General features: G+C 62.7%; 28 protein-coding genes. 14 read left to right on the top strand and 14 right to left on the bottom strand.

What is annotated here, in order from left to right:
• Nucleotides 1-345 precede the first annotated feature (345 nt).
• Entirely contained in the window at nucleotides 346-2,598 is a 2,253-nt protein-coding gene (parC, locus tag NLY33_RS23505; protein ID WP_023705085.1) for a DNA topoisomerase IV subunit A, read from the top strand.
• Between the two features lie 233 nt (nucleotides 2,599-2,831).
• Nucleotides 2,832-4,046: an AI-2E family transporter gene (locus tag NLY33_RS23500; RefSeq protein ID WP_023693242.1), complete on the top strand. Its 1,215-nt coding sequence runs from the start codon at nucleotides 2,832-2,834 to the stop codon at nucleotides 4,044-4,046.
• Here NLY33_RS23500 and NLY33_RS23495 read toward each other — a convergent pair.
• From NLY33_RS23495 to NLY33_RS23485, 3 genes are all read right to left on the bottom strand, one after another.
• Nucleotides 4,034-4,930: a DMT family transporter gene (locus tag NLY33_RS23495; RefSeq protein WP_023705084.1), complete on the bottom strand. Its 897-nt coding sequence runs from the start codon at nucleotides 4,928-4,930 to the stop codon at nucleotides 4,034-4,036. The genes NLY33_RS23500 and NLY33_RS23495 overlap by 13 nt on opposite strands.
• A gap of 121 nt (nucleotides 4,931-5,051) precedes the next feature.
• Nucleotides 5,052-5,816 (bottom strand): arginyltransferase, encoded by a 765-nt coding sequence (locus NLY33_RS23490; protein ID WP_023682417.1) that lies wholly within the window; start codon nucleotides 5,814-5,816, stop codon nucleotides 5,052-5,054.
• Between the two features lie 139 nt (nucleotides 5,817-5,955).
• A complete protein-coding gene (locus NLY33_RS23485) occupies nucleotides 5,956-6,426 on the bottom strand; it encodes an RDD family protein (RefSeq protein ID WP_023673020.1) in 471 nt (156 codons plus the stop codon).
• 190 nt (nucleotides 6,427-6,616) lie between these two features.
• On the opposite strand from NLY33_RS23485, the gene sthA reads away from it, so the two are divergent.
• On the top strand, nucleotides 6,617-8,005 hold the full coding sequence (sthA, locus tag NLY33_RS23480) for a Si-specific NAD(P)(+) transhydrogenase (RefSeq protein ID WP_023708676.1): 1,389 nt from the start codon (nucleotides 6,617-6,619) through the stop codon (nucleotides 8,003-8,005).
• Between the two features lie 58 nt (nucleotides 8,006-8,063).
• Here the strand turns inward: sthA and NLY33_RS23475 are convergent, their stop codons facing one another.
• A complete protein-coding gene (locus NLY33_RS23475) occupies nucleotides 8,064-8,735 on the bottom strand; it encodes an alpha/beta hydrolase (protein WP_245261200.1) in 672 nt (223 codons plus the stop codon).
• Between the two features lie 219 nt (nucleotides 8,736-8,954).
• Here NLY33_RS23475 and NLY33_RS23470 point away from each other — a divergent pair, with 219 nt between their 5' ends.
• Entirely contained in the window at nucleotides 8,955-10,169 is a 1,215-nt protein-coding gene (locus NLY33_RS23470) for an OpgC family protein (RefSeq protein ID WP_023705081.1), read from the top strand.
• Between the two features lie 19 nt (nucleotides 10,170-10,188).
• Here NLY33_RS23470 and NLY33_RS23465 read toward each other — a convergent pair whose 3' ends face one another.
• Nucleotides 10,189-11,268, bottom strand: coding sequence for a LacI family DNA-binding transcriptional regulator (locus tag NLY33_RS23465; RefSeq protein WP_023705080.1), 1,080 nt, complete (start codon nucleotides 11,266-11,268; stop codon nucleotides 10,189-10,191).
• A 147-nt stretch (nucleotides 11,269-11,415) separates the two neighbouring features.
• Between NLY33_RS23465 and NLY33_RS23460 the strand changes: the two genes are divergently transcribed.
• Both NLY33_RS23460 and NLY33_RS23455 read left to right on the top strand, forming a co-directional pair.
• Nucleotides 11,416-11,559: a hypothetical protein gene (locus tag NLY33_RS23460; protein ID WP_023705079.1), complete on the top strand. Its 144-nt coding sequence runs from the start codon at nucleotides 11,416-11,418 to the stop codon at nucleotides 11,557-11,559.
• A 63-nt stretch (nucleotides 11,560-11,622) separates the two neighbouring features.
• A complete protein-coding gene (locus NLY33_RS23455) occupies nucleotides 11,623-11,766 on the top strand; it encodes a hypothetical protein (protein WP_023673014.1) in 144 nt (47 codons plus the stop codon).
• A 39-nt stretch (nucleotides 11,767-11,805) separates the two neighbouring features.
• Here NLY33_RS23455 and NLY33_RS23450 read toward each other — a convergent pair whose 3' ends face one another.
• The gene (locus tag NLY33_RS23450; protein ID WP_023673013.1) at nucleotides 11,806-12,180 is read right to left on the bottom strand and encodes a DUF423 domain-containing protein; all 375 of its coding nucleotides are present in this window, start codon (nucleotides 12,178-12,180) and stop codon (nucleotides 11,806-11,808) included.
• 43 nt (nucleotides 12,181-12,223) lie between these two features.
• Complete coding sequence (locus NLY33_RS23445) at nucleotides 12,224-13,489, bottom strand: multidrug efflux MFS transporter (protein WP_023705078.1); 1,266 nt, start codon at nucleotides 13,487-13,489, stop codon at nucleotides 12,224-12,226.
• Nucleotides 13,490-13,638: 149 nt separating this feature from the next.
• Between NLY33_RS23445 and NLY33_RS23440 the strand changes: the two genes are divergently transcribed.
• Together NLY33_RS23440 and NLY33_RS23435 are read left to right on the top strand one after the other, a co-directional pair.
• A complete protein-coding gene (locus tag NLY33_RS23440) occupies nucleotides 13,639-14,304 on the top strand; it encodes a GntR family transcriptional regulator (protein ID WP_023689520.1) in 666 nt (221 codons plus the stop codon).
• Nucleotides 14,305-14,413: 109 nt separating this feature from the next.
• Complete coding sequence (locus tag NLY33_RS23435; protein WP_245259900.1) at nucleotides 14,414-14,647, top strand: DUF982 domain-containing protein; 234 nt, start codon at nucleotides 14,414-14,416, stop codon at nucleotides 14,645-14,647.
• A gap of 72 nt (nucleotides 14,648-14,719) precedes the next feature.
• Here NLY33_RS23435 and NLY33_RS23430 read toward each other — a convergent pair whose 3' ends face one another.
• Entirely contained in the window at nucleotides 14,720-14,878 is a 159-nt protein-coding gene (locus NLY33_RS23430) for a hypothetical protein (RefSeq protein ID WP_023673009.1), read from the bottom strand.
• Nucleotides 14,879-15,056: 178 nt separating this feature from the next.
• Between NLY33_RS23430 and NLY33_RS23425 the strand changes: the two genes are divergently transcribed.
• Entirely contained in the window at nucleotides 15,057-16,028 is a 972-nt protein-coding gene (locus NLY33_RS23425; RefSeq protein WP_023689519.1) for a glycosyl transferase family 90, read from the top strand.
• Nucleotides 16,029-16,048: 20 nt separating this feature from the next.
• On the opposite strand, the gene NLY33_RS23420 is transcribed toward NLY33_RS23425, so the two are convergent.
• Entirely contained in the window at nucleotides 16,049-17,092 is a 1,044-nt protein-coding gene (locus NLY33_RS23420) for an aldo/keto reductase (RefSeq protein ID WP_023689518.1), read from the bottom strand.
• 244 nt (nucleotides 17,093-17,336) lie between these two features.
• On the opposite strand from NLY33_RS23420, the gene ppk2 reads away from it, so the two are divergent.
• Nucleotides 17,337-18,257, top strand: coding sequence for a polyphosphate kinase 2 (gene ppk2, locus NLY33_RS23415; RefSeq protein WP_023705076.1), 921 nt, complete (start codon nucleotides 17,337-17,339; stop codon nucleotides 18,255-18,257).
• A 189-nt stretch (nucleotides 18,258-18,446) separates the two neighbouring features.
• Here the strand turns inward: ppk2 and NLY33_RS23410 are convergent, their stop codons facing one another.
• Together NLY33_RS23410 and NLY33_RS23405 are read right to left on the bottom strand one after the other, a co-directional pair.
• Nucleotides 18,447-19,091 carry a dihydrofolate reductase family protein gene (locus NLY33_RS23410; protein WP_023708675.1) on the bottom strand — a complete coding sequence of 215 codons (645 nt, stop codon included), beginning with the start codon at nucleotides 19,089-19,091 and terminating at the stop codon, nucleotides 18,447-18,449.
• A 109-nt stretch (nucleotides 19,092-19,200) separates the two neighbouring features.
• A complete protein-coding gene (locus NLY33_RS23405) occupies nucleotides 19,201-19,896 on the bottom strand; it encodes a winged helix-turn-helix transcriptional regulator (protein WP_023682403.1) in 696 nt (231 codons plus the stop codon).
• A gap of 176 nt (nucleotides 19,897-20,072) precedes the next feature.
• On the opposite strand from NLY33_RS23405, the gene NLY33_RS23400 reads away from it, so the two are divergent.
• Both NLY33_RS23400 and NLY33_RS23395 read left to right on the top strand, forming a co-directional pair.
• On the top strand, nucleotides 20,073-20,399 hold the full coding sequence (locus NLY33_RS23400) for a DUF1330 domain-containing protein (protein WP_023708674.1): 327 nt from the start codon (nucleotides 20,073-20,075) through the stop codon (nucleotides 20,397-20,399).
• Between the two features lie 140 nt (nucleotides 20,400-20,539).
• Nucleotides 20,540-21,304, top strand: coding sequence for an imm11 family protein (locus NLY33_RS23395; protein WP_084565866.1), 765 nt, complete (start codon nucleotides 20,540-20,542; stop codon nucleotides 21,302-21,304).
• Between the two features lie 3 nt (nucleotides 21,305-21,307).
• Here the strand turns inward: NLY33_RS23395 and hemB are convergent, their stop codons facing one another.
• The 3 genes from hemB to NLY33_RS23380 form a co-directional block, all read right to left on the bottom strand.
• On the bottom strand, nucleotides 21,308-22,363 hold the full coding sequence (hemB, locus tag NLY33_RS23390; RefSeq protein WP_023693252.1) for a porphobilinogen synthase: 1,056 nt from the start codon (nucleotides 22,361-22,363) through the stop codon (nucleotides 21,308-21,310).
• A gap of 88 nt (nucleotides 22,364-22,451) precedes the next feature.
• Nucleotides 22,452-22,745 (bottom strand): hypothetical protein, encoded by a 294-nt coding sequence (locus NLY33_RS23385; RefSeq protein ID WP_245260449.1) that lies wholly within the window; start codon nucleotides 22,743-22,745, stop codon nucleotides 22,452-22,454.
• Entirely contained in the window at nucleotides 22,705-22,953 is a 249-nt protein-coding gene (locus NLY33_RS23380) for a pyridoxamine 5'-phosphate oxidase family protein (protein ID WP_245261198.1), read from the bottom strand. The genes NLY33_RS23385 and NLY33_RS23380 overlap by 41 nt, the downstream gene beginning before the upstream one ends.
• Before the next feature lie 180 nt (nucleotides 22,954-23,133).
• On the opposite strand from NLY33_RS23380, the gene NLY33_RS23375 reads away from it, so the two are divergent.
• Together NLY33_RS23375 and NLY33_RS23370 are read left to right on the top strand one after the other, a co-directional pair.
• Nucleotides 23,134-24,171 (top strand): enoyl-CoA hydratase/isomerase family protein, encoded by a 1,038-nt coding sequence (locus NLY33_RS23375; protein ID WP_023708672.1) that lies wholly within the window; start codon nucleotides 23,134-23,136, stop codon nucleotides 24,169-24,171.
• Nucleotides 24,168-24,590, top strand: coding sequence for a DUF6163 family protein (locus tag NLY33_RS23370; protein WP_023682398.1), 423 nt, complete (start codon nucleotides 24,168-24,170; stop codon nucleotides 24,588-24,590). The genes NLY33_RS23375 and NLY33_RS23370 overlap by 4 nt, the downstream gene beginning before the upstream one ends.
• Nucleotides 24,591-24,680 lie beyond the last annotated feature (90 nt).

The raw sequence follows: 24,680 nt of genomic DNA, 5'->3' as shown, positions 1-24,680 counted from the left end.
CCGTGACGAACTGGACGGGAAAAAGGCGCTTTCCCGCAGAGTTGTCGAAAATCACGGCGAAAGGCAAATCGGAGCGGGAGCCTTCGCCCGATGCGGTGAATATGTCATGAAGGTCGGGCTCCCCTGCGTACCGTCTCCTGCCTTAGAGAGGGCGTGTAACAGATTGATGTTGGTTGGCAACAGCACTGCTACCGCTGCTGTTGCACAGGGACGGCAAGGGGGGACATGAAGTCCGTCACATCCATTGTCGGACCTTGAGCCGCCCTCGTCAGCCCAAAGGCTGCAAAGTGCGGATTTCCGCAGCCCCGCCTTGCCGCGAATCACCCGCTCGGCTAGTCCAGCCGCATGGGAAAAAGGATTTTGCCGCCTGAAAATGGCGGCGGTGACCACATCGAACCGGTCGATCTGAAGAAGGCGCTGGAAGAGCGCTATCTCGCCTATGCGCTGTCGACCATCATGCACCGGGCGCTGCCTGACGTGCGCGACGGGCTGAAGCCTGTGCATCGCCGCATCATGCATGCGATGCGGCTGCTCAGGCTCAACCCCGACCAGGGCTTTGCCAAATGCGCCCGCATCGTCGGCGACGTGATGGGCAAGTTCCATCCGCATGGCGACCAGTCGATCTACGACGCGCTGGTGCGCCTGGCGCAGGATTTCTCCATGCGCTATCCCCTCGTCGACGGGCAGGGCAATTTCGGCAATATCGACGGCGATAACGCCGCCGCCATGCGCTATACCGAGGCGCGCATGACCGAGGTGGCGAGCGATTTGCTTGCCGGCATCACCGAGGACGCCGTCGATTTCCGGCCAACCTACAACGAGGAGGACGAGGAGCCCGTAGTGCTTCCCGGCGCCTTCCCGAATCTGCTCGCCAACGGTTCCTCCGGCATTGCGGTTGGCATGGCCACGTCCATCCCGCCGCACAATGCCGCCGAGCTTTGCAACGCAGCGCTGCAGCTGATCGAGCAGCCGGACGCGCCGGTGACAAAGCTGATGGAGTTCGTCCAGGGGCCGGATTTCCCGACCGGCGGCATCATCGTCGACAGCCGCGCATCCATCCTGGAGGCCTATGAGACCGGCCGCGGCGGTTTTCGCGTGCGCGCCAAATGGGGCCAGGAGGATCAGGGCAGGGGCACCTGGAGCATCGTCGTCACTGAAATCCCCTACGGCATCCAGAAGGCCAGGCTGATCGAGAAGATCGCCGAGCTTTTGATCGCGCGCAAATTGCCGCTGCTTGAGGATGTCAGGGATGAAAGCGCCGAGGACGTCCGCATTGTGCTCGTACCGAAGAGCCGTTCGGTCGATCCCGGCATTCTGATGGAATCGCTGTTCAAGCTGACCGAGCTCGAAAGCCGGTTTCCCCTCAACATGAACGTTTTGTCGCGGGGCAAGGTGCCTAACGTCCTGTCGCTGAAGGGCGTGCTGAAGGAGTGGCTCGACCATCGGCGCGATGTGCTGATCCGCCGCTCGAAGCATCGGCTTGGCGAGATCGAGAAGCGGCTGGAAATCCTTGCCGGCTACCTGATCGCCTATCTCAACATCGACGAGGTCATCAGGATCATCCGCGAGGAGGATGAGCCCAAGCAGGTGATGATGGCCCGTTGGTCGCTCACCGACACCCAGGCCGAAGCCATCCTCAACATGCGGCTGCGGGCCCTGCGCAAGCTGGAAGAGTTCGAGATCCGCAAGGAGTTCGACGGTCTCACCACCGAGAAGAAGCAGATCGAGGCATTGCTCGCATCCGACGCCAAGCAATGGTCGACGATCAAATGGGAAGTCACGCAGGTTCGCGACAAGTTCGGCCCCGAGACCGAACTCGGCAAGCGCCACACCCAGTTCGCCGACGCGCCGGAGCATGATCTGACCGACATTGCGCACGCCATGATCGAGCGCGAGCCGGTCACCGTGGTGGTCTCGGAAAAGGGCTGGCTGCGGGCGATGAAAGGCCATCTGGCCGACCATTCCACGCTCACCTTCAAGGAAGGCGACAGCCTCAAGCTCGCCTTCCATGCCCAGACCACCGACAAGATCCTGGTCTTCACCACCGGCGGAAAATTCTACACCATCGGCGCCGACCGGCTGCCGGGCGGCCGCGGCCATGGCGAACCGATCCGCATCATCGTCGACATGGACAACGACCAGGACATCGTCACCGCCTTCGTCCACGACCCGAAGCGCAAGCTGTTGCTCGTCTCCTACGATGCCAATGGTTTCGTCGTGCCGGAGGAGGAGGTCGTCGCCAACACCCGAAAGGGCAAGCAGGTGATGAACGTCAAGGCGCCCGACGAGGCCAAGGCCTGCGTCCCCGTGTCAGGCGATCATCTCGCCATTGTCGGCGAGAACCGCAAGATGCTGGTGTTTGCGCTCTCCGAAATTCCCGAGATGGGCCGCGGCAAGGGCGTTCGCCTGCAGAAATACAAGGATGGCGGTCTGCTCGACCTGAAACCCTTCACGCTGGCGAGCGGCCTGTCCTGGCAGGATTCCGCCGACCGCACCTTCGTCAGGTCGCGCGAGGAGCTGGCGGAATGGATCGGCGCGAGAGCGTCGGCCGGACGGATGGTGCCGAAGGGATTCCCGCGGACGGGGAAATTTGGGTAGGGATCTCCCCCTCGAGGGGGAGATGTCGCCGAAGGCGACAGAGGGGGTCGGTACGTCCTGACACGACACCCTTTCGCTGGCAGAGAAGGCTGGCGCTTCATGCGCGGCGACCCCCTCTGGCCTGCCGGCCATCTCCCCCTCAAGGGGGAGATCCCAAGGCATTTGGACTATCGTCACGATTGCGGCACTATAACAGTGCATAAACGCTGTGTAGGCTGGGGAGAATTGACCGTTTGAAGGAAGCGAAGATCCAGAAGCCGGAACGTCAGCAGCGCCTGTTCGGCCTGTCGACACCGTTGCGATCCGCCGTCATTCCGCCGCTGTCGGCTGCGCGCTGGCTGTTGGTGCTGATCGTCGCCGCCGGCGTCTATTTCTTCCACGGGTTCCTGTTTCCCGTGCTGGCAGCCCTCGTCATTGCTTTTGCCAGCTGGCCGCTCTACCGCCGGCTGCTTGCCGGTGTCGGCGGTAACCGCACCGTCGCCGCGACGCTCGCCATCCTGTTCATCCTCGCCTTCCTGGTGGTGCCGATAGCGCTCGCCGGCACCTACGCCATCAACGAGGTCCGCGAATGGGTGGGCTGGGCGATCGAGACCAACAGGCACGGCGCGGTCACACCGCACTGGATCACCTCGCTGCCTGTCGTCGGCGAGTGGCTGAACGAACAGTGGATCGACAATTTCGGCCATCCCGGCGGCATCGGCGAGCTGATCCAGCTGGTCAGCGGCGCCAATATCGGCAGCATCTATCGCGGCGTGCTGGCTGCCGGCGGCAGCGCCTTCGGCCTGTTGCTGACGCTGCTGTTCATGATGATCGCGCTGTTCTTCGCCTACCGCGACGGCGAACACTTTGCCAGCCAGATCGACCGGCTCGGCGAACGCATCCTGCCGACGCGCTGGGAGCGGATTTCGCGCGTCGTGCCGGCGACCATTTCCTCGACCGTTACCGGCATGACCGTGATCGCCATCGGCGAGGGGCTGGTGCTCGGGATCGCCTACTGGCTGGCCGGGGTGCCGTCGCCGGTGACGCTGGGCGCATTGACCGGCGTGATGGCGCTGATCCCCGGTGGCGCGCCGCTGTCGTTTACGCTTGTATCGATCTACCTCGCCGCCAGCGGCTCGCCGATGGCGGGTCTGGCGCTGTTCATCTGGGGCGCGGTGGAACTGTTCATCGTCGACAAGACCTTGCGCCCGAAGCTGGTCGGCGGACCGATCAAATTGCCCTTCCTGCCCACCTTTTTCGGCCTGATCGGCGGCGTCAAGACGATGGGCTTTCTCGGCCTGTTCATCGGCCCCGTGCTGATGGCGCTGCTGGTGGCGATATGGCGCGAATGGCTGCGCGAGGTGGAACTGGCCGAAGACACCGTTCCAGATGCCGTCGCCGAGCTCGAAGGCGGGCCGCCGCAGATCGAGATTGTCGCCGGCCCGGCGAAGAAAAGTCAGGCTGGGTAAGCGACAGCAAGTGCTGCCCGGCGCTTGCGCCCCTCATGCAGCTGCCACAGGGAATGCGCGACCAGCGTGACGATCAGGATCACGCCGCCGATCAGGCCGTTGCGCGACGGCGCCTCGGCAAAGATCATCCATATCCAGACCGGCGCCAGAACCGTTTCCAGGAGATAGAACATCGCCACTTCCGGGCCTGAAATGTATTTCGGCCCGTTGGCCAGGCAGAAGAAGGCGAACGGCATGATGACGGCGCCGTTGAAAACGATCCACCATGGCGCTTCCACCTGGAAACCGGTCCTGGAGACCATGAGCGCCGCCAGCCCGAACGGCAGCAGGACGCCGGTCAGCGCGGTGAATCCCATATCCCTGCCGCTGGCGCGTGAAACGGTGATGGCGCAGGCAATCGCCAAGGCCGAACACAGCGCCATCACATCGCCGAACAGATTTCCCGTGCCGACGGAATCGCCGACGATGATCGCGATGCCGACGATCATCAGCGCCATTGCCGCAAGCGTCAGCGGCTGCGGTCGCTCCTTCAGGAACAGCCACGACAGCAGCGCCGAGAACATGGTGGAGAAGGCCAGGATGAAAACCAGATTGGCGGTCGAGGTGTTGTAGACGGCAGTGATGAAGGCGATTGCGCCGAGCCCGTAGAGGGTGGCGACGACGAGCCCCGACCAGCCGGGTATCAGCTGCGGAGCATTCTTGCTGAACGAGCGCCAGATGGCCCATACGATCAGCCCCGCCACGAAGGTGCAGCCGGTGCGCAGCAAAAGGATCGTCCAGGCTTCGCCATGGGCGAGCCGGATCAGGGGAATGTCGATGGTCAGCGCCAGCCCGCCAAGCGCGGTGAGCAGAAGTCCTTTGGTGTGGGCATTGTGAGAGGACATGCAACGGCTTTCGCAATGATTTGAGCAGATGCCGGTCGGCGCAATCGCCCCGCCAACGGGCGGAAAGACCAGCATCGTCTCGGCTGAAAATGTTTAGATCAGGATTTGGTAAGAAGAAAAATCAGCGCGTGACCGCTTCGTGGTCGTAGCGTTCCCAGCCCTTCGGGCCGAGATGCTCCTGCGGCATGAAGCGCATTTTATAGTTCATCTTGCGCGAGCCGTTGACCCAGTAGCCGAGATAGACATGGGGCAAGCCCATGGCCCGGGCGCGGGCGATATGGTCGAGGATCATGAAGGTGCCGAGCGAACGGTCCTCGAACTCGGGATTGAAGTAGGAATAGACCATCGACAGGCCATCGGCCATCTTGTCGGTCAGCGCCACGGCGATCAGCTCGCCCTGGCCCTTGCCGGTGATGAATGTGTCGGGGCCGCGGCGCCGGTATTCGATCACCTTGGTGTCGACATGGGTATCCTCGACCATCATGGCGTAGTCGAGCACCGTCATGTCGGACATGCCGCCGCGGCGATGGCGAGCGTCGAGATAGCCGCGAAACAGCGAATACTGCTCGGTCGACGGCTGCGCGTCGTGCATGGCGCCGATCAGATCGGAATTGCGCTGGATCACCCGCTTCATGTTGCGGCTGGCGGTGAACTCCTGCGCCAGGATACGCACCGAGACGCAGGCGCGGCAGGTCTCGCAGGCGGGACGGTAAGCGATGTTCTGCGAGCGCCGGAAACCGCCTTGCGTCAACAGATCGTTCATCTCCGGCGCCTTGTCGCCGACCAGATGCGTGAACACCTTGCGTTCGAACTGGCCCTCGAGATACGGGCACGGCGATGGCGCGGTCAGGAAGAACTGCGGCGACTGGGTCGGATGGTGCGTCATCGAACCTTGGGAACACTCCTGCGAATCGCTCTACCTTTGGCTTGGCTGGCGAAAAATTCAACAGGATTGTGAAGGCGGGGTTGAACGGACCCCTTCACATTTGCGCACAAATGCCTGTTGGCGTCGGTTGGACGCCGGTTCAACGGTCGCTGCGGCTGACGACCGTGCCAAGCAGCAGGTCGTGCAGTGTGCGCTTGCGATCGGAAAACAGCGTCACCAGGAGGACGAGCGGCGTCAGGATGACCGTGCTCGCCCAGAACAGCACCGAATGGACAACGGCGGTGAGGCCGTCGATACGGCTGCCGTCGAGACGATCGAGCCGAATGCCCATCATCTTCATGCCTGATGTGGCCTGGTTGCGACCGCCCAGCGTGTTCCAGATGTAGAGAATGGCGACCGCCGGCACGAGGATGGAATACAGCGCCCAGCCAAGACCGAATGTCAAAAGGCCAAGCACGGCCACCAGGATCGCGAACGGAATGGTGAGCAGCGCCACGATGCAATAGTCGATGATGAAGGCCAGGATGCGCCGCGTGCGCACACCGTCATAGGCCCTGACGTCGTCGAGCCTGCTGGTGATGATTTCGCCGTCAAGTACGCGCGCGTTCATGTCATGTCCTCGCAACAGGCGCCACGCTAGGGTGCGCCGCCACTGAAATGGTGAAGACCGCGGGCGGAATCAAGATCGGTTCGTCCATCGGTCCTGCTCGGCAGTGTGACGCGGTTGAGCCGATTGAATTTGGTGGACGGATGGCGTTAGCTTGCTGCGGCGCAACAAGACGCCGAGGGGACGGGGTTACATGGATTACGACATGCTGGTCATCGGCAGCGGCCCTTCCGGGCGCCGCGCCGCGGTGCAATCGGCCAAGCTCGGCAAATCGGTGCTGGTGGTCGACAGGGGCCGGCGCCTCGGCGGCGTCTCGGTGCACACCGGCACCATCCCGTCGAAGACGCTGCGCGAGACGGTGCTGAACCTGTCCGGCTGGCGCGAGCGGGGCTTTTACGGCCGCGGCTACCGGGTCAAGCAGGACATCTCCATCGCCGACCTGGTCGAGCGGCTGCACAAGACGCTCGACCACGAGGTCGAGGTGCTGCAGCACCAGTTTATGCGCAACGCCGTCAAAAGCGTGCGCGCCATGGCGAAATTCGTCGGCCCAAACAAGGTCAGCCTGACGGCAGACAATGGCGACTACTCGGAGGTTGGTTTCACCAATGCGCTGATCGCGGTCGGCACCAGGCCGCATCGGCCGCGCGACGTGCCCTTCGACAAGGTCCGCGTCTTCGACAGCGACGAGATGCTGGAACTCGACCATCTGCCGCGCACGCTGACGGTGATCGGCGCCGGCGTCATCGGCGTTGAATATGCGACGATCTTTTCGGCGCTCGACGTGCCGGTGACGCTGGTGGAGCCGCGCAACACCATCCTCGATTTCGTCGACCGCGAGATCGTCGACGACTTCATCCACCAGATGCGCGACCGCGGCATGACCATTCGCCTCGGCAGTACGGTCAAGGAAATCGTCTCAAAACCCGACTATGCCGAAGTGACGCTCGCCGATGGCCGCACCATCCGCTCCGAGATCGTGCTTTACGCCGCCGGCCGCAGCGGCAATCTCGGCAGCCTCGGCCTCGACGTGGTCGGCATCGAGGCCGATTCCCGGGGCCGCATCAAGGTCGATCCGCAGACCTTCCAGACCAGTGCGCCCAACATCTATGCCACCGGCGACGTCATCGGTTTCCCCAGCCTTGCCTCGACATCGATGGAGCAGGGCAGGGTGGCCGCCTGCCACGCCTTCGGCGTGCAACTGCCACCGCCGCCGGAAACCTTCCCCTATGGCATCTACGCCGTGCCGGAAATCTCCACCGTTGGTCAGTCGGAGGAGCAGGTGCGCGAGAGCGGCGCTGCCTATGAAGTCGGCCTGGCGCGGTTCCGCGAAACCTCGCGCGGCCACATAATGGGCGTCAACTCCGGCTTTCTGAAGCTGCTGTTCTCGGTCGAAACGCGCCGCCTGCTCGGCGCCCACATCGTCGGCGAAGGCGCCACCGAACTGATCCATATCGGCCAGGCGGTGATCAACCTCGGCGGCACGGTTGATTTCTTCGTCAACAACACATTCAATTATCCGACGCTGGCCGAAGCCTACAAGATCGCCGGGCTCGATGCCTGGAACCGGATGGGACAGGGCTAGGCGACGAGCATCTGCTCAGCCGTTCCGCGCGGGCGCCGATGCGATCTACCAAGGTCTCTTAGCCTGCCTGCCGTGCGACCAATGCTGGTCCCGCAAGCCATTGCCGGACGATGGCGGCATCTGGGTCGCCGATTTCGTGACCTGAAGGCACGATGCGCGCATCGACCTCGGCGCCATGTTTGTTGAGCAGCCTCACCAGTGGCGGCGCAAACGGCCCGTAGGTCTCGTCGGCGGCACCGGCGACAATCAGGACGCGCGTTCCGGTCAGATCGGTTGCCGGCGCATCGTCAAGCACGGGCATTGCTCTCAGCAACGCCGCGTTTCGGACGAGGCCGGAGTTGAGCAGCATCAGGCTGAAAACCAGATTGGCGCCGTTGGAATAGCCGAGGAAAGTCGCCCGGGCGAGGTCGAGCCCGTGGCGCTTTGCGGCCTCGCTTGCGAAGGCGGCAAAGGCCAATGTTTCGGCACGGATGCTCGCCTGTTCGAAACTGGTCGGCGTGATCCGCTCGAACCAGCGGAAGCCGTCTTCTTGGCGGATGCGGCCACGCACCGCGACCAGCGTGGCGTTGGGGGCGATCTGCCTCGCAATCGGCACCATCGTCGTTTCATCGACACCCGATCCGTGGAGTAAAAACAGGCTCTCGCCGCCGGCATTCTCCGGCTTGAGGAGGCGGTAGGGAAAGGCCAGATCCTGATGCAGAAAGGCGTTCTCGTCGTTATATCGATGCACGCTCATATCTCATTGATTTAACGGGACACATTGGTCATTTGCCAGCTTCAAAACGGAATATTTTCACGCTCCGCGAAATGTGATTGCAACAGGCTCATTTCAGACCGTTTCTGCGCCGATACGCTCCCTGCGGGAGGAATCGAAGCGGTGTGCGCCGATGGCCGCATCCCGGCACGAACAACGCGAGCAGCCTTGCTCTCCCTTTGAGGCCTTTTGTCGATGACCCTGCCAGTTCCGCCCGATCGCGCTCCGCGTATCGCCGATCGCGCTCCGCGTATGCCCGATCGCGACACGCGCATTGACGTGTTCCGTGCGCTCGCACTCCTGACCATCTATATCGACCACGTGCCGGGCACCGTCTTCGAAACGCTGACCTACAAGAATTTCGGATTCTCGGACGCGGCGGAAGCCTTCGTGCTGATTTCCGGCATGTCGGTCGCACTCGCATATGGCAACAAGTTCCAGCCGGGCGGCCGGCTGCTGGCGATGTTGAAGATGTGGCGCCGGGCCGGCGTGCTTTACAGCGCCCACATCGTCACCACCATGGTTGTGATGGCGTTGTTCTGCGCCGCGGCGGTGTACGGCCGGCGGCCGGAACTGCTCAAGCTGATCAACATCGAACCGCTGATGAAGAACACGCCGGAGGTCATGATCGGCATTGTCACGCTCGGCCACCAGCTTGGCTACAACAACATTTTGCCGGTCTATGCGGCGCTGCTGTTGATGGCGCCGCTCTTCCTGCTCTTCGTCAGCTACCGGCCGCTGTCGGCGCTGGTCTTTTCCGGCGCGCTGTGGCTTGCCGCCGGCCTCTGGCAGATCGCGCCGCCGAACTATCCCGAGCCCGGCTTCTGGTTCCTCAACCCGCTGTCCTGGCAATTCCTGTTCAACATCGGCCTTGCCGGCATGCTGCATGTCAGGCGCGGCGGCACAATTCCCGTCAATCGTTGGCTGGTGGGCGCCGCGGCGACCTATGTCGCGGCAGCGGCGGTCTGGGTGCACAGCCCGCTCTGGGGCGAGATAACGTGGTTTAACCTGCCCGTGGTGATCGGCGGCTTCGACAAGACGTTCCTCTCGCTGCCGCGGCTCCTGCACATATTGGCGGTGAGCTATCTGATCGTCGCCCTGCCGGCTTTCTCGAACCTGTTCCGTCTCAGCCCGGATCACCCGCTAGCGCTGCTCGGCAAGCGCTCCTTGCCGGTGTTCCTCGCCGGCACGCTGATCGCCATGGCGGCGCAGGTGATGAAGCTGATCAATCCGGGCGGCTTTGCCTATGACGCCTTGCTGATTTCAGCCGGCATCGCCATGCAGTTCGCGCTGGCCTTCTATCTTGAGTGGCTGTCCGGCATCGGCTTGGGCAAAAAGCCGGTTCGCAAAGAAGCGCCAGCCGTTCACCAGACCTTCGGCATGCCCGCGATGCCAAGGCTAAGCCGATGATCCCACATCAGCCGCCTAGCTAAGCAGGCGAGGGGCCCGACGACCCCCGCACCACAAGATCGACCGGCAGCAATTGCCGGTGCTGCGAGCCGTCATTTTCGAGGATCGCCTTGACGGCCAGCCGGCCCATCTCGGCGATCGGCTGGGCGACAGTGGTTAGTGGCGGCTCGGAGTCGGCGCCTTCCGGTACGCCGTCGAAGCCGACGATTGACACATCGCCCGGCACGGCAATGTTACGCTCGCGCAGCCAGTCGAGCGCATGCAGCGCGATCTTGTCCGACATGGCCAGGATTGCCGTCGGCGTCTGCGCCAGCGCGAAAATATGATCGAGGCCGGCCCGCACGCTCGCCTCGTCATTGAGGGTTTCGTAGATTGGCACTTGCGAGACGTCGATGCCGAAGCGGGAGAGCTCGCCGAAATAGCCACGCAGACGGTCGCGTGTGCCCGAGTAGAGGGATGTCGTCTCGACTTGCTCCTGCGTGACGGGACCAAAGCCAGCGTCGGCAGATTCCAGGGCGAGTACGGCAAAGCTGCGATGGCCGAACTCGGCCAGATGGCGCGCCGCCAGACCCGCGCCGGCGACGTTGTCGACGCCGATCGCAGCGACCGCCTCATTTTCCGAATCGAGGTCAAGCGCCACGAAAGGCAGTTTGCGTTCGCGCGCCAGTTCGACCAGCCGCGACCCGCCCTCGATGCAGAACACGATGAAGCCATCGACCAGGGCGCTCTGGATGTTCCAGGCGAGCTGCTCGCTGTTGGCGGCCGAGACCAGCGAAATTCCGGCGCCGGTGGCGTCGCAGGCCTGCGAAATGCTGGCCATCATGACGCGGGCAAAGGGATCGTCGAAGAAATAGGACAATGGTTCTGCCGTTGCCACGCCGATGGCGTTGACCTTGCCGGCGCGCAGCAGCCGGCCCTTGGGATCCGGGCCGGCATAGCCCATCGCTTCCGCCGCCGCCTTGACCCGCTCGCGGACCTCTTCGCGCACGATTTCCGGGCGAGCGAACACGTTGGACGCGGTTCCGTGCGAGACGCCGGCCGCCTTGGCGATGTCGGCAAGCCGCACTGATTTCGTCTTGCCGGAGGTCAATGCCGTCATTTTCGTCTCCTGAACCGGAGCCTGTTTAGCACTTTCGTTGGATCGGTTCAAATTTTCCCTTGATCGGACGACGGAGAGGGTCTATATTTGAATCGATCCAAAGAGTTTCACCAACGAGAACTTGGATCGATTCAAGAGGAGGGTGCCATGCATCCCGTGAATTATCTGTTCGAAGACATCTACGGCAATGATTGGGGCATAGTCTCCGACGCCGCCACCCGCAAGCGCCGCGACAAGGTCGGGCCGTGGAGGCGTGACCTGCAATACCTTGTGAAACGCAAGCGCAGCTGATCGGCCCCGGCATTTTCGTGCCAGCTGATTGGATGGATTCAAGTTCTTAAAGAGGAGACGAACATGCATCCCGTGAAGCATCTGTTCGAAGACATTTATCGCAATTACTGGGGTATCTCGCCTGCCACGGAGCAGCCGGAAAGGCGGCGGCCGACCAAGTCTGCCAAGCGCAACCGCGACCTGCTGCCGCAAAACCGGCAGGATTAAGCCTCGTGTGATATCTGATGGGACAGGGTTCTTGGCTCGTCAGGACCGTTGCCGCACGAGCGCCGAGGCCGCGATCACCAGCCAGCCCGCGATGAGCAAGGTGCCGCCGATCGGCGCCGACATCGGGAACAGCCGCGATCCCACGAAATCCCGTGCCAGCAGATCGCCGCAGAACAGAACAAGCCCGACGAGCAGCACCAGGCTGCCGATCCGCAAGATCCGGTTTGCGCCGGCGAGGCCGACGGCCAAAAACACCGGCGCATGCATGAGCAGGAAGGATGCGGCCGTGCCGACGAAGGCGCCGCCGAGATGCGCTGATGCCGCCGACAGCGCCACGCCCGCCGCGCCGGCAATGCCGCCGGCGAAAACGAGGATGCGCGCGCTGTTTGCTGGTGCTGACTCGGCGATGCTCATGTCTCGGGCTCCGTGATTGACGATAGGCGGCGCGACCTGTCTGTCAGGATTTTTCCGATATCGCCAGCATGTCGCGCGTGCGGCGCGCCTGGGCCAGCCAATTATACGCGGCACCGCCCGCCATCAGCAACGACGTGCCGAGAAACACCGCGCGCATGCCGAAATGGCCGCCGACGAAGCCGCCCAGCAGCGGCCCCGCAACCTGGCCGACATATTGCGCCGAGATTGCCAGGCCCAGCACATTGCCGCCGACCCCATCGGGAACATTGTGGCGGATGACGCTGGTGATGCAGGGCAACAGCCCGCCCAGCACCAGACCCATAAGGAACCGCAGCCCGACCAACTGCCAGCTCTCGGTGACGAAGGCCTGCGGTATCAACAGCAGCGCCGAGACGGCCAGCGATGCGACGATGACGTTCCAGTGGCCGATGCGGTCGGCGAGTTTGCCCAGCCGTGACGCCGACAGGATGGCGCCCAGCGCCGCCGCCGACATGACGACACCTGAGACCAGGGTCACCCGGCTTGCCTCCGCGACCAGTTGCTGGACGTAAACGGTGATGATCGGCTCGATCGACATGTTGGCGAAGGTGAACAGCATGCCGGTCGCCAGCATGGCCACGACAGGGCGTTTGTCGGGGATCTGCGCCCAACTTCCCTTTGGTTTCTCCTCGCGTTTTGCCTGTACTGGCGGGCGAGGCATCTCCTTTATCAGGAACGTCGTCGCCAGCGCCGCCAGGAAAATGACGCCGCCCGCGATGAGGAAGGTGGCGCGAATACCGATCAATGGCGGCAGCGCGCCGCCAAGCAACGGGCCGACCAGGGAGCCTGCGGTGATGCCGGCCGACAGCACGCCAAGCGCCCAGCCGGAGCGCTCCTTCGGCGTCTGCATGGCGACAAGGATCGTCGAGCCTGAGGAATAACCGCCGGCAAAGCCGATCAACAGGCGCAAAAGCACCAATTGCCAGACGGTCTGCACCATGCCGGTCAGCGACATGCAGATCGCCATGCCGAAACTGGCACGCACCAGCATCACCTTGCGGCCGTAGCGGTCGCCCAGCCGTCCCCACAGTGGCGCGACAAGGGCGGCGGCAAGGAAGGTGGCGCCGAAAGCGATGCCGGACCATTGCACGATCGCCGCGTGGCCCACGGCGCCCAGCTGTTCGACATAGAGCGGCAGGAACGGCAGCAACAGCGTCATCGCCACAAGCGTGCTGAACGATCCGGCAAAGCACACGAGCAGGTTGCGCCGCCAATGAATGTTGTAGGTGGAAGGCGCTTCGGCGGCCTGCGCTGCACTGTCCTGCGGCATGTCCTATCCTGTCCGCTTGCTGCGGATACCATTTTGGGATACCAACTTGGTACCTCATGGACGCAAAGCCCGGCTGCTGTCAATCAGGCGCTCTCAATGTGATCGGCAAGACCAACGGGCAAGGCCGATCGCCAGCAATGGAAGCAACTATGTCGCAGATGCAGATCGTCGAAAAAGCGCTTCGCGAGATGATCCTTGGCCTTGAGGTCGGTCCTGGCGAGCGGCTGACGGAGCGCTGGATCGAGAGCCGCTTCGGCGCCTCGCGCACGCCGGTCAGGGCAGCCCTGCTGCGGCTGGAGACGGAAGGGCTGATCTGCCGCGACGGGCGCGGCTGGACCGTGTCGCCGATCAACCTTGCCGAACTGGAACAGATCGCGGTGTACCGCGAAGCGGTCGAGGTCGCGGCGGTCAGGCTGACTTCGGCGCTGGCCGACAGGAGCGCAGCCGATGTCATCGAGGCGATGCTGGACTCCTGCGACACTGCCACGCCGCGCGAGGAATGGCACCGCGTCGGCATGGATTTCCATATCGAACTGGCGCGGCTCTCCGGCAACGAGTTCCTGTTTCGGGCCGTGCGCGATGCCATGACGCGGCTGTCGCGGGCGCGCTGGCTGGAGGTGCGCGACGAGGCGGCCCTTGGCCGCGCCTGGAGCGAGCATCACGCCATTCTGGCAGCGGTGCGGGCCGGCGATGCCGATGCGGCGGCGGCGCGACTTTCCGCCCATATAGCCGGCAGCCGCGCCCGCCTGGTGACGTCGTTGCACAATGACCGGCGCGGCCTACGCGCCAGGGGTTTTGCCGTCGTCGCCGCTTGATACTGGTCACGAAAACGAAAGAACGCCGTCGCGATCCGCTTTCGGCCTCGCTTCGCGGACGCCGATGGCGTAAGAGGCGGCCATGGAAAACAACCGATTTGAAACACCCGTGACCGTTAAGTCGGGCACGGAGGGAAGCACTCAGCTCTTGCGTACGGTGCGCGAGGCTTCCGATTACCTGCTCAACAGCTGGCCCGGCAAGCGCAGCCCCAAGCACCGCGAAGCGCTGCAGGCCTGCCATGACGCGCTGGCCGGCGACAAGCCGGCGATGATTGCAAGACGCGCCTTCATCGCCGCCGCGCGCGAGGTCAACGTCTTCGTCAGCGACAAGGCCCCGGCCTGATCACATCGGCCTGATCACACCGGCATTTTGCCAGGATCCGGCCCGTTTCGCGGGCCGGTGATCCTGTCTTGCCTATTTTTCTGTCTCGGTGTCGGTTTTGGAACTTGCCTCGTTCTCAGGCTCGGCGCGCTCCTTGGCCGCGACCTTGGCGGCGAGCTTCTCCGCCTTCTTGGCGGCCTTCTGCCGGTCGCGCTCTTTGCGTTCCTGACCGTAATTCGGTGGTCGAGCCATATCGTTTCCTTTCGCTGTGCCTGATCCTGCCTAGAAGCATTGGCCGGCAAACACAACAGCGCCGCGAGGGCAGATGCCAGCGGTTCTGGACTTGCGTGATGGCGAACACAATGGTTTAGAAAAGGCTGCGGGACAGTTGCTGGAGCCGCCGCCGACCGATTTCGAATCAAAACGACCGATGGCCACGCTTCAAAGAAACGCACAGAAGCTGATCTACTATGCGCGCAACGCCATGCGCGACATCGCGCCGCCGGTTCTTTTCCGGCGCCGGCTCGGCCGGCTGCTCGATCAGGCCAGGCTTTCCGACGCATCGGTCCGCCAGCGGCTCAATTACTACAACACGCTGCGGGAGCCTTTTAGCCCCAGCCCCGAGGCCGTGCCGGTCAGCCGGCTGCCGTCGGACCGCAGCATGTACTATTACGATCTGAAGGAGTTCACCCGTTATTTCGACCCAGATCTGCGCATCGACCTGGAATTCGGCGACGTCATCGAAGTGCCGAAGATGCCGTCGATCGTCAAGGACCGGCCGATAGCGGGCGACAACGGCAACGGCGTCCTGTTCAAGCTGAACAAGTTCCGTCATTTCTACATGCCGGCCGACGATGTCGCCTTCGCCGACAAGCATCCGCTCGTCGTTTGGCGCGGCGAACTCAACAATCCGATCCGCACCTTGTTGCTGGATGCAGCCCGCAATCTGCCGTTCTGCGATGTCGGCACGCCGAGGGCGACAGCACCTGCGGAATACCGCAAGCCCTATCTCAGCATCGATCAGCAGCGCCGCTACCGCTATATCATCTCGCTCGAAGGCAATGATGTCGCGACCAATCTGAAATGGATCATGAGCTCGAACTCGCTCTGCCTGATGCCGCCGCCGACCTATGAGACCTGGTTCGCGGAAGGGCAGCTCGAGCCCGATGTCCATTATGTGCCGCTGGCGCCCGACTTCAGCGATCTGGCCGAGCGCGTGCACCATCTCGAGAAACATCCGGCCGAGGCCCAGCGCATCGTTGCGGCGGCCAACGCCTATTGCCGCAAATTCGCCGACGAGCGGGCCGAGCAGGCGATCTGCCTGCTCGTGCTCTACAAATATTTCGTGCTCAGCGGCCAGATCGAGACCGATCCGCAGGTCTGGCGGTTTATCGCGGGCTAGCGGCCTCCGGCGCCCTTAAGTCAGATGACGCTGCGGTCCATAACCAGATCGGCCGGGCCGAAGCGGTCCTTCGCGGTGAACTGCTGGTGCCAGTAGGGATAGAGCACCGGCGGCCGGCTGACGGCATCGAGACGCTGGCGTTCATCAAAGGACAGCGTCAGGCTTGCCGCGGCGAGATTGTCTTTCAACTGGGACTCATTGCGTGCGCCGATCACCAGCGAACTGACGGCTGGCCGGCCGAGCAGCCAGGTCAGCGCCACCTGGGCCGCCGAAACGCCGCGTGCCGCACCGATGTCGACCAGCACATCGACGATCCGCCACAGCCGGTCCTCGTCGCGGATCGGCGGTTCCGACCAGCCGCCGATCTGGCGCGCCGTCGGGCTGTCGCGGCGGTATTTTCCCGACAGCAGGCCGCCGGCGAGCGGGCTCCACACCAGCACGCCAAGGCCCTGGTCGACCGAGATCGGCAAGAGCTCATACTCGGCCTCGCGTGCTTCCAGCGTGTAGTGGATCTGCTGGGTGACGAAGCGCGGCTGGTGCTGGCTGTCGCTGATGCCCAGCGCCTTCATGACCTGCCAGCCGGAATAGTTGGAGCAGCCGACATAGCGGATCTTGCCCTGGGCAACCAGCGTGTCGAGCGCGGCGATGGTTTCCTCGAGCGGCGTCGCGCCGTCCCATTCGTGAAGGAAATAGATGTCGATGACATCGGTCCTGAGGCGCTTCAGGCTCTTCTCGCATTCGCGGATCAGATGATGGCGCGACAGGCCTTCGTCATTGGGGCCCTTGCCGATCCGCATGCGCGCTTTGGAGGCGATCAGCACGTCGTTCTTGCGCTTGCCGCCGAGCGCCTCGCCGATGATCTCTTCCGACAGACCGTTGGAATAGACATTGGCGGTGTCGATGAGATTGATGCCGGCATCGATGCAAGTGTCGATGATGCGCGAGGCCTCCGCGAGATCGGAATTGCCGACGGCAGCGAACGGCCCGCTGCCGCCGAAGGTCATGGTTCCCAAGGTCAGCGCCGAAACTTTCAAGCCGGAACGGCCAAGCGTGCGGTATTCCATGTCTGATCCTCGTAGTTTTGGTGGGGAGGCGGTTTTAGCAGGAAAGGGCGGGGAAGCCCGAACGGGTCCGCTATTTGTAGGACAATTTGAGCGGCTTGTCGCCATGCCAGGGCGCTGGATCGGCAATGCCTCGCTGCTTTGCAGTGAAGACCGGCTGGCCGGCGGCTTGCAATAAAACCGTCATTGCCGGCCTATATCAAGTCGGCTCAGGGTTTCATGTCAGCCGGCAAGCGGAGCAGTGGAAATGAATGAGCTAAAGCAGAATTCTGCGGCCAGGGATTGGCTGGAAGCCGAACTCGCCGACACGCTCGACGAGGACTATGAGCTGGAAATCTCGGAGCCGGCGCTGTCGTTGGAGATCGCCAAGATCTACAAGAACGCGCATCCGCCGTCGATCGATCGCATGCAGTATTTCCGCGACCTGATCGGCTTGCAGTCGGAACTGATCAAGCTGCAGTCCTGGGTTGCCTACCACAAGAAGAAGCTAGTGGTGGTTTTCGAGGGCCGTGATTCCGCCGGCAAGGGCGGCGTCATCAAGCGCATCACCCAGCGCCTCAACCCGCGCATCTGCCGCGTCGTGGCGCTGCCGGCGCCGACCGAGCGCGAAAAGTCACAATGGTATTTCCAGCGCTACGTGCCGCATCTGCCGGCCGGCGGCGAGATCGTGCTGTTCGACCGCTCCTGGTACAACCGCTCCGGCGTCGAGCGGGTGATGGGCTTTGCCGAACCCGATCAGGTCGAAGAGTTCTTCCGCGACGTGCCGGAGTTCGAGCGCATGCTGGTCCGCTCCGGCGTCACGCTGGTCAAATACTGGTTCTCGATCACCGACGAGGAACAGCAGATGCGCTTCATGATGCGCATCCACGATCCGATGAAGCAGTGGAAGCTGTCGCCGATGGACCTGCAGTCGCGCGTGCGCTGGGAGCAGTACACCAAGGCCAAGGAAGAGACGTTCGCCCGCACCAACATCCCAGAGGCACCGTGGTACATCGTCGAAGGCAACGACAAGAAGCGGGGGCGGCTGAACTGCATCGACCATCTCCTCAAACAGCTGCCCTATGAGGACGTGCCGCACGAAGAAATCACGCTGCCCGAGCGGGTGTTCAACCCGGAGTACGAGCGCCAGGTCCTGCCGCGCGAGCTTTACGTGCCGGAGAAGTATTGAGCACTTTTCCTTCTCCCCGTTTCACGGGGAGAAGGTGCCCGAAGGGCGGATGAGGGGCAGCGCCGGCATCGGCGAATTCACAGTCGTCGGACGCTGCTAACCTCCAAAAGCAGCGCTGCCCCTCATTGCCTGCCGGGCATTTCTCCCCGTAGAACGGGGAGAAAGAAGCCTGCGCCTGTCACTTCGCCACTACACCCGCTTGATCGTCACATGCGTGGCGAGCGCTGTCGCCACCTGCTCGGTGCACTGGTAACCCAGCTTCAGCATATCCAGCCCGGCAAACAGGCTCTCGCCCCTCCCGAGCAACACTGGCGACACAGCCAGATGCAACTCGTCGATGAGCTTCTCCTTGAGATATTGCCGGATAGTGGAAACGCCGCCGCCGACGCGGACATCCTTGCCGCCGGCCGCAGCCTTTGCTTGTTCGAGCGCGGCGTGGATGCCGCCGGTAACGAAGCGGAAAATGGTGCCGCCTTCCATCACAATGGGGTCGCGCTTGTGATTGGTCAGCACGAAGGTCGGCACGTGATAGGGCGGGTTGTTGCCCCACCAGCCCTTCCAGTTCTCATCCGGCCATTCGCCGCGGATCGGGCCGAACATGTTGCGGCCGAGGATCCAGGCGCCGACATTGTCGAAGCTGCGGACGGTGAACCGGTCGTCCACATCGGTGCTGCCGCCATCCTTGCCGACCATCTCGTGGAAGGTGCGGGTGCCGGTCATCCATTTGTGCAGATCTTCGCCACCAACGCCGAGCGGATTTTGCAGGTCCTGGTCAGGACCGGCGCCGAAACCGTCGAGCGACAAGGTGAAGGCATTGACGCGCAGTTTGGACATGGAAGACTCCCTTTGGTGACCAGTTGTGATTTGCAATCAGTATTCAAACTGATTGCATTTTGCAACTAGTATTTTTAGAGGCAAGCGATCTGTGGAATGCGCAGGGACCTCAAGCCGCCACGCGCTTCGGCATCACCGCAAACGGGCTGAGCCCAAGCCAGATCTGCATCTTGCCGGCGACGTCGAGATCGCCGGTCAGGCTGATCTTGTCGCGTTCCTTGTGAACTGTCGTCAGCCCCATCCAGATCGAGGTCATGGTGCACAGATCGGTCGAGACGTAGAGATCGACGTCGAAGCCCGGATCGTACCAGCAAAGATCGACCTCGCCCTGCTTTTCGACGATCAGCCACCACGATCGTTTTGACGCCGGCAGGTCATGGTACAGGAATTGTATCACGGTGCGCCCGTCCGGCAGCGGACTGGGGTTCAGATTGCGCCGCATGTCCCACATCAGCAGCGACGGATCGAGGTTTTTGAGCGACAGCCTGGCCTCGACCCATTTCTGGCCCCAAAACCCCATCGCCTCGACAACCGGGCGCAAATCCCGGCCCGCCTCGGTCAGCCGGTATTCGAACACGCCCTTCTCGGTCGCGATCTCGGTCCGCTCGACGATGCCGCCGGCCTCGAGGTCCTTGAGCCGTTGCGACAGAAGGGTTGGCGACATTTTCGGCACGCCGCGGCGCAAATCGTTGAAGCGGGTCGATCCCGCCACCAGTTCGCGCAGCAGCACCATGGTCCAGCGTGTGCAGAGCAGCTCGGCGGCCATGGAGAGCGGGCAGAATTGCTTGTAACCGGCTTGTGTCATGTGGTGAGCTCCAAAAGATGTTGCCGGACCTTATTCAGAAAACCTGAGTTCAGCCAGTACAGAAGCTGTACTGGCACCCCCGGTACAGTTCTGTGACTGGAGCGGTCCGGCGCCGCCATGCGAGGCAGCGGTCACGTCACCGGGCAGTCCGGTGCCGATCCATGAGGAGTTGGACAATGACCGTTTACGTGATCGCAGACATCAAGGTGAAGGACGACAAATGGGTGCCGGCCTATGCCGCTTCGGTGCATGACCTCGTCCACAAGCATGGCGGCAAGTATCTCGCCCGCAGCGGCAATGTGAAGACGCTGGAGGGCAAGCCGCTCGACACCAGCCTGATCGCCATCATGGCGTTTCCGTCGGCAAAGGCAGCCGAAGCCTTCACCAACGATCCGCAATACGCTCCGTTTGTGGCGGAGCGTCAGAAGGGCAGCGACAGCCGCTTCCAACTGATCGACGATACCGATCTCGCCGGAACGATTCCTTATTTGCCAAAGGCGTGAGGAAAAGCCGGAACCCGGAGCATCCAGGTTCCGGCTAACCCTTCAGCAGCTGCGCCACTTCCGGCGCGAAGCAGGTGGACGGGTACTCTCACGCGATTTAGTCTTGAACTCGAAAGTCGGTAAACTGAGCAGGCGCGCACGTGACCATTATTTCACTCATTGCAAAACTGTTTGCCAACCGGAACCGCCCGCAGAATAGGCCAGCTCAAGTCCCAGAGCGGGTTTTCCGCAAAGAGGCGAAATTCAAGAAACATGGAGGATTCTTCCAGATCGGACCGACATATCGCGGCGGGTCCCATTGTCTTCAGCTGGAAAACGCCCAAGCTTTGGTGCCGCCATCCCGCATACTGCTCGGGCCGACGGAGTTTGGGGGATACGGCTTTCCTGAGTACCCGGAGACGCCCAGGCTACGGCCTGAAGCGACAGACTATTGCAGGCCACCAAAAGACTTAGAAGATTTTCATTGTTACTGGCTTGTATCCGAGCGCCTGAAGGACGTTCTGCAGTCAGTCGACCCCGATGGGGTCGTGTTTAACGACTGCGACGTATTCTATTTGAGCGGAAAGCCGATCGAACCAAAGCACTACCTTTGCGACATCGTTCGCAAGATTGATGCCGTGGATCTCGAATCGTCGAAGTTTAGGCTTTTGATCGGCGAGAATGGAGGCGTCCACTACGACCGCGCCGGAGGCGCCTGCTTCTATTTCAAGGAGGAGATTGTTGGCGATGCGCATATCTTCAAACAGAAGAACATGGGCATTGTCATTTGCACCCCCAAATTGAGAGAAGCCTGTGTTGAAGCAGGCATCAAGAATCCCGACTTGTTCCAAGACATGTCGGTTTACGGGAGCGGTCGGCTGGATTTCGAAACAAGAAATGTCAAAGAGAGTTATGTGCTGGAGTGAAATTTATCCCTTCAGCATCTGCGCCACTTCCGGCGCGAAGTAAGTCAGGATGCCGTCGCAGCCGGCGCGCTTGAAGGCGAGCAGCGATTCCAGCATCGCTTTCTCGCCGTCGATCCAGCCATTGGCAGCCGCCGCCTTGATCATCGAATATTCGCCCGAAACCTGGTAGGCGAAGGTCGGCATCTGGAACTCGTCCTTCAACCGCCGGATGATGTCGAGATAGGGCAGACCGGGCTTGACCATCAGCATGTCGGCGCCCTCGGCGATGTCCTGCTCGGCCTCGCGCACCGCTTCGTCGGAATTGGCGTGGTCGAGATAGTAGGTCTTCTTGTCACCCTTGAGCAGGCCGGCGGTGCCGACCGCCTCGCGGTAGGGGCCGTAGAAGGCGGAGGCGAATTTCGTCGCATAGGACATGATCGCCACATCCTGAAAACCATTGGCGTCGAGCGCGTCGCGGATGGCGCCGATGCGGCCGTCCATCATGTCGGACGGCGCGATGATGTCGGCGCCGGCCGCCGCCTGGATGACGGCCGCGGCGGTCACCTGTTCCACCGTCTCGTCATTGACGATGATGCCGTCGCGCAAGATGCCGTCATGGCCGTGCGAGGTGAACGGGTCGAGCGCCGCATCGGTGATGATGCCGATCTCCGGCACCGCGTCCTTGATGGCGCGGGTGGCGCGGTTGATGATGTTTTCCGGGTCGAGGATGTGCGATCCCGTCTGGTCGCGCAGGCTGAGTTCAACATTGGGGAAGGTGGCGATCGCCGGAATGCCGAGCTTAGCGGCCCGCTCGGCCTCCTTGACGGCGAGGTCCAGCGACAGGCGGAAGACGCCGGGCATGGCGGCGATCGGCTCGCGCGTGTTCTTGCCGTCGATCACGAAGATCGGCCAGATCAGATCGTTCACCGTAAGCCGGTTTTCCTGCACCAGGCGGCGCGACCAGTCGGCCTTGCGCATGCGCCGCAAGCGGCGGCTGCCGGTGATCTCGTCGACGCTGCGCGCACCGGCGGGCTTTGCCGGTGCGAATTTGTTGCTCGTCGCGGGGGTGAATTTGTTCATCGCAAAAACTCCGGGTCGGGGCGGCTTTTACCACGAGGCCTTGCCGCTGACCAATGCGACACGATTGTGCCAGTCGATAACGCGCTGCTTACGGCTTCGGCGGCCACGCCAGCTCGGGGCCGGTTTTGAAGAACGACACATTGTTGGTGAAGATGCTCTCCGGGGCGAGCCGGATCAGGCGCCCGTCCGGATGGTCGATGTCGGCCACATTGTCGATGAACCAGCGGTTCCAGGTCGCCTCCGGGCCGAGATATTTGTGCAGCAGCCGTTTGAAGCGGTTCGGCGCCATCGCTTCGATGGTGGCGACGCCGCGCAGGCCGAGATGCAGCAGGATGCCGGCCTCATTGTCGAAATGGACGATCTCCACGGCGCAGCGGGTCACGTTCGAGGTGTTTGACAGCACTTGCCCCGGTCGAGCCGAGCAGCCAGATCGCAGCGTCCTCCCAGATGAACCACATCGGCGCGTTGCGCGGCGCGCCGTCAGGCGTCACGGTCGCCAGATTGGCCATCAGCGGGCGGCTGAGAACATCATCCGGGTCGAACTTTTCGGCATCTCCCAGCCATGGCTCGGCTGCGGTTTCAAGCGTCATGCGTTTGTCCCTGCATCAGAAGAAAGGCTGTTTTGCCCGGCAATTTTGCGCGCATTTCTGTCGGGGGCAAAGCACGGTCGCGTTCCCTTGCGAAAATCCAAACCGCGCCCGCCGGTTGACGCACCCATGCGCCACCTTTAGCACTTCAGTCCCGCAGGCGCGGGGAGGGATTCTCTGACGATGGATTTTGGCGGCGGCGACGAGATCCGCTTCGAACGGTTGGGCAAGGCAGGCGTCGTCACGCTGACGCGGCCGCAGGCGCTCAATGCGCTGACACATCGCATGATCAAGGCGCTGGACAAGGCGCTCGACGCTTTTGAACGCGATACCGGCGTCGATGTCGTCGTCGTCAAGGCCGAGGGCAGAGCGTTTTGCGCCGGCGGCGACATCATGCACGTCTACGAGGCCCGCGCCGGGAAGCCGCCGGTCGAGTTCTTCGCCGACGAATACCGGCTCAACGCCCGCATCAACAGTTACAAAAAGCCCTATGTCGCGCTGATCGACGGGATCGTGATGGGCGGGGGCGTCGGCATCTCTTTCCACGGCTCGCAGCGCGTGCTGACCGAGAACGCCCAGTTCGCCATGCCCGAAGTCGGCATCGGTTTCTTCCCCGACGTGGGCGGCAGCCATCTGCTGCCTGACCTCGGCGGCAGTTTCGGCATGTATCTGGCGCTGACCGGCAACCGCATCCGCTATGGCGATGCGCTGTGGTCTGGCCTGGCCACCCACACCATAAAGGCCGCCGACCAGGCTGCCTTTCTCGATCGGCTCTGCGCCAATGGCGATCCGGAATCGGTGCTGCGCGGCTTTTTCGTGCCGGCCAGGCGGGAGACCGGCCAGCCGGTGCTGGAAGCCATTGCCCGGCATTTTTCCCAACCGTCGCTTGCCGAAATCCTCGAGAGCCTGGAGCGGGCGGCAGGCGCCGACGAGTTTGCCGCCAAGACGCTGGCCACCATCCGCACCCGCTCGCCGACCAGCCTCAATGTCGCGTGGCGCCAGATCAGCGCCGGGCTGACGCTGTCGATGGAAGCCTGCATGAAGATGGAGTTCCGCATCCTCAACCGCATGCTGGCCGGGCACGACTTCTATGAAGGCATCCGCGCCGTCCTCGTCGACAAGGGTTCGACGCCGCAGTGGCGGCCGGCAAGCCTGGCCGAGGTCGACGCTGCTTCGGTGGACGCCTATTTCGCGCCGCTCGAACGGGAACTCGAACTGTGAGCGAGGTCACGTCGCGGCGCATCGTGCTGCAGCCCTCGGGCGTCGAGATCATCTTCGCCTGGTTCCAGCGCGTCATAGCGGGCTATTGCCTGCTGTTCGGCATCCTGTACTGGATCCGGCTGATCGGCTTTTATCCCGGCCCGCTGTGGCGCTTCGACCTGATGCCGGTGCACTGGCAGGTCGTGGCGGTGATGCTGGCCGTGTTCTTCCCCTTCGCCGCCGCCGGCCTGTGGATGCTGGCGTCATGGGGCCCGGTGATCTGGTTCATCTGCGCGGTGACCGAGACCATCATGTATGCCGGCTTCCCCGATCTCTACGGCCACCGGCCGCTGATCGTCTTCTCGCATGCCGCGGTGGCGCTGCTCTACATCGCCTTCCGCGTCGTTATCTGGATGCGCAAGCGCCCCGCGCGCGCCTGAAACGCCGCTCCGCAGCCATTGGCTAAATCTTTAGGTTAATTATCCTTGCTCGGGTGACCGTTCGTTAAGCGTCTTGCGAAACCTATTACC

This window comes from Mesorhizobium sp. C432A, from assembly GCF_030323145.1.
In the GTDB taxonomy this organism is placed as follows: domain Bacteria; phylum Pseudomonadota; class Alphaproteobacteria; order Rhizobiales; family Rhizobiaceae; genus Mesorhizobium.
Note: the sequence above shows the minus strand (reverse complement) of the source record. Positions and strands in the feature narration are given on the sequence as shown.

Coding starts and splice junctions, on each gene's coding strand:
- ppk2 (WP_023705076.1), top strand. CDS start 17,337: ATGAATGAGCTAAAGCAGAATTCTGCGGCCAGGGATTGGCTGGAAGCC.
- hemB (WP_023693252.1), bottom strand. CDS start 22,363: ATGAACAAATTCACCCCCGCGACGAGCAACAAATTCGCACCGGCAAAG.
- NLY33_RS23490 (WP_023682417.1), bottom strand. CDS start 5,816: ATGACGCACCATCCGACCCAGTCGCCGCAGTTCTTCCTGACCGCGCCA.
- NLY33_RS23485 (WP_023673020.1), bottom strand. CDS start 6,426: ATGAACGCGCGCGTACTTGACGGCGAAATCATCACCAGCAGGCTCGAC.
- NLY33_RS23380 (WP_245261198.1), bottom strand. CDS start 22,953: ATGACGCTTGAAACCGCAGCCGAGCCATGGCTGGGAGATGCCGAAAAG.
- NLY33_RS23455 (WP_023673014.1), top strand. CDS start 11,623: ATGCATCCCGTGAAGCATCTGTTCGAAGACATTTATCGCAATTACTGG.
- parC (WP_023705085.1), top strand. CDS start 346: ATGGGAAAAAGGATTTTGCCGCCTGAAAATGGCGGCGGTGACCACATC.
- sthA (WP_023708676.1), top strand. CDS start 6,617: ATGGATTACGACATGCTGGTCATCGGCAGCGGCCCTTCCGGGCGCCGC.
- NLY33_RS23440 (WP_023689520.1), top strand. CDS start 13,639: ATGTCGCAGATGCAGATCGTCGAAAAAGCGCTTCGCGAGATGATCCTT.
- NLY33_RS23445 (WP_023705078.1), bottom strand. CDS start 13,489: ATGCCGCAGGACAGTGCAGCGCAGGCCGCCGAAGCGCCTTCCACCTAC.
- NLY33_RS23495 (WP_023705084.1), bottom strand. CDS start 4,930: ATGTCCTCTCACAATGCCCACACCAAAGGACTTCTGCTCACCGCGCTT.
- NLY33_RS23420 (WP_023689518.1), bottom strand. CDS start 17,092: ATGGAATACCGCACGCTTGGCCGTTCCGGCTTGAAAGTTTCGGCGCTG.
- NLY33_RS23405 (WP_023682403.1), bottom strand. CDS start 19,896: ATGACACAAGCCGGTTACAAGCAATTCTGCCCGCTCTCCATGGCCGCC.
- NLY33_RS23425 (WP_023689519.1), top strand. CDS start 15,057: ATGGCCACGCTTCAAAGAAACGCACAGAAGCTGATCTACTATGCGCGC.
- NLY33_RS23465 (WP_023705080.1), bottom strand. CDS start 11,268: ATGACGGCATTGACCTCCGGCAAGACGAAATCAGTGCGGCTTGCCGAC.
- NLY33_RS23470 (WP_023705081.1), top strand. CDS start 8,955: ATGACCCTGCCAGTTCCGCCCGATCGCGCTCCGCGTATCGCCGATCGC.
- NLY33_RS23450 (WP_023673013.1), bottom strand. CDS start 12,180: ATGAGCATCGCCGAGTCAGCACCAGCAAACAGCGCGCGCATCCTCGTT.
- NLY33_RS23410 (WP_023708675.1), bottom strand. CDS start 19,091: ATGTCCAAACTGCGCGTCAATGCCTTCACCTTGTCGCTCGACGGTTTC.
- NLY33_RS23375 (WP_023708672.1), top strand. CDS start 23,134: ATGGATTTTGGCGGCGGCGACGAGATCCGCTTCGAACGGTTGGGCAAG.
- NLY33_RS23460 (WP_023705079.1), top strand. CDS start 11,416: ATGCATCCCGTGAATTATCTGTTCGAAGACATCTACGGCAATGATTGG.
- NLY33_RS23400 (WP_023708674.1), top strand. CDS start 20,073: ATGACCGTTTACGTGATCGCAGACATCAAGGTGAAGGACGACAAATGG.
- NLY33_RS23430 (WP_023673009.1), bottom strand. CDS start 14,878: ATGGCTCGACCACCGAATTACGGTCAGGAACGCAAAGAGCGCGACCGG.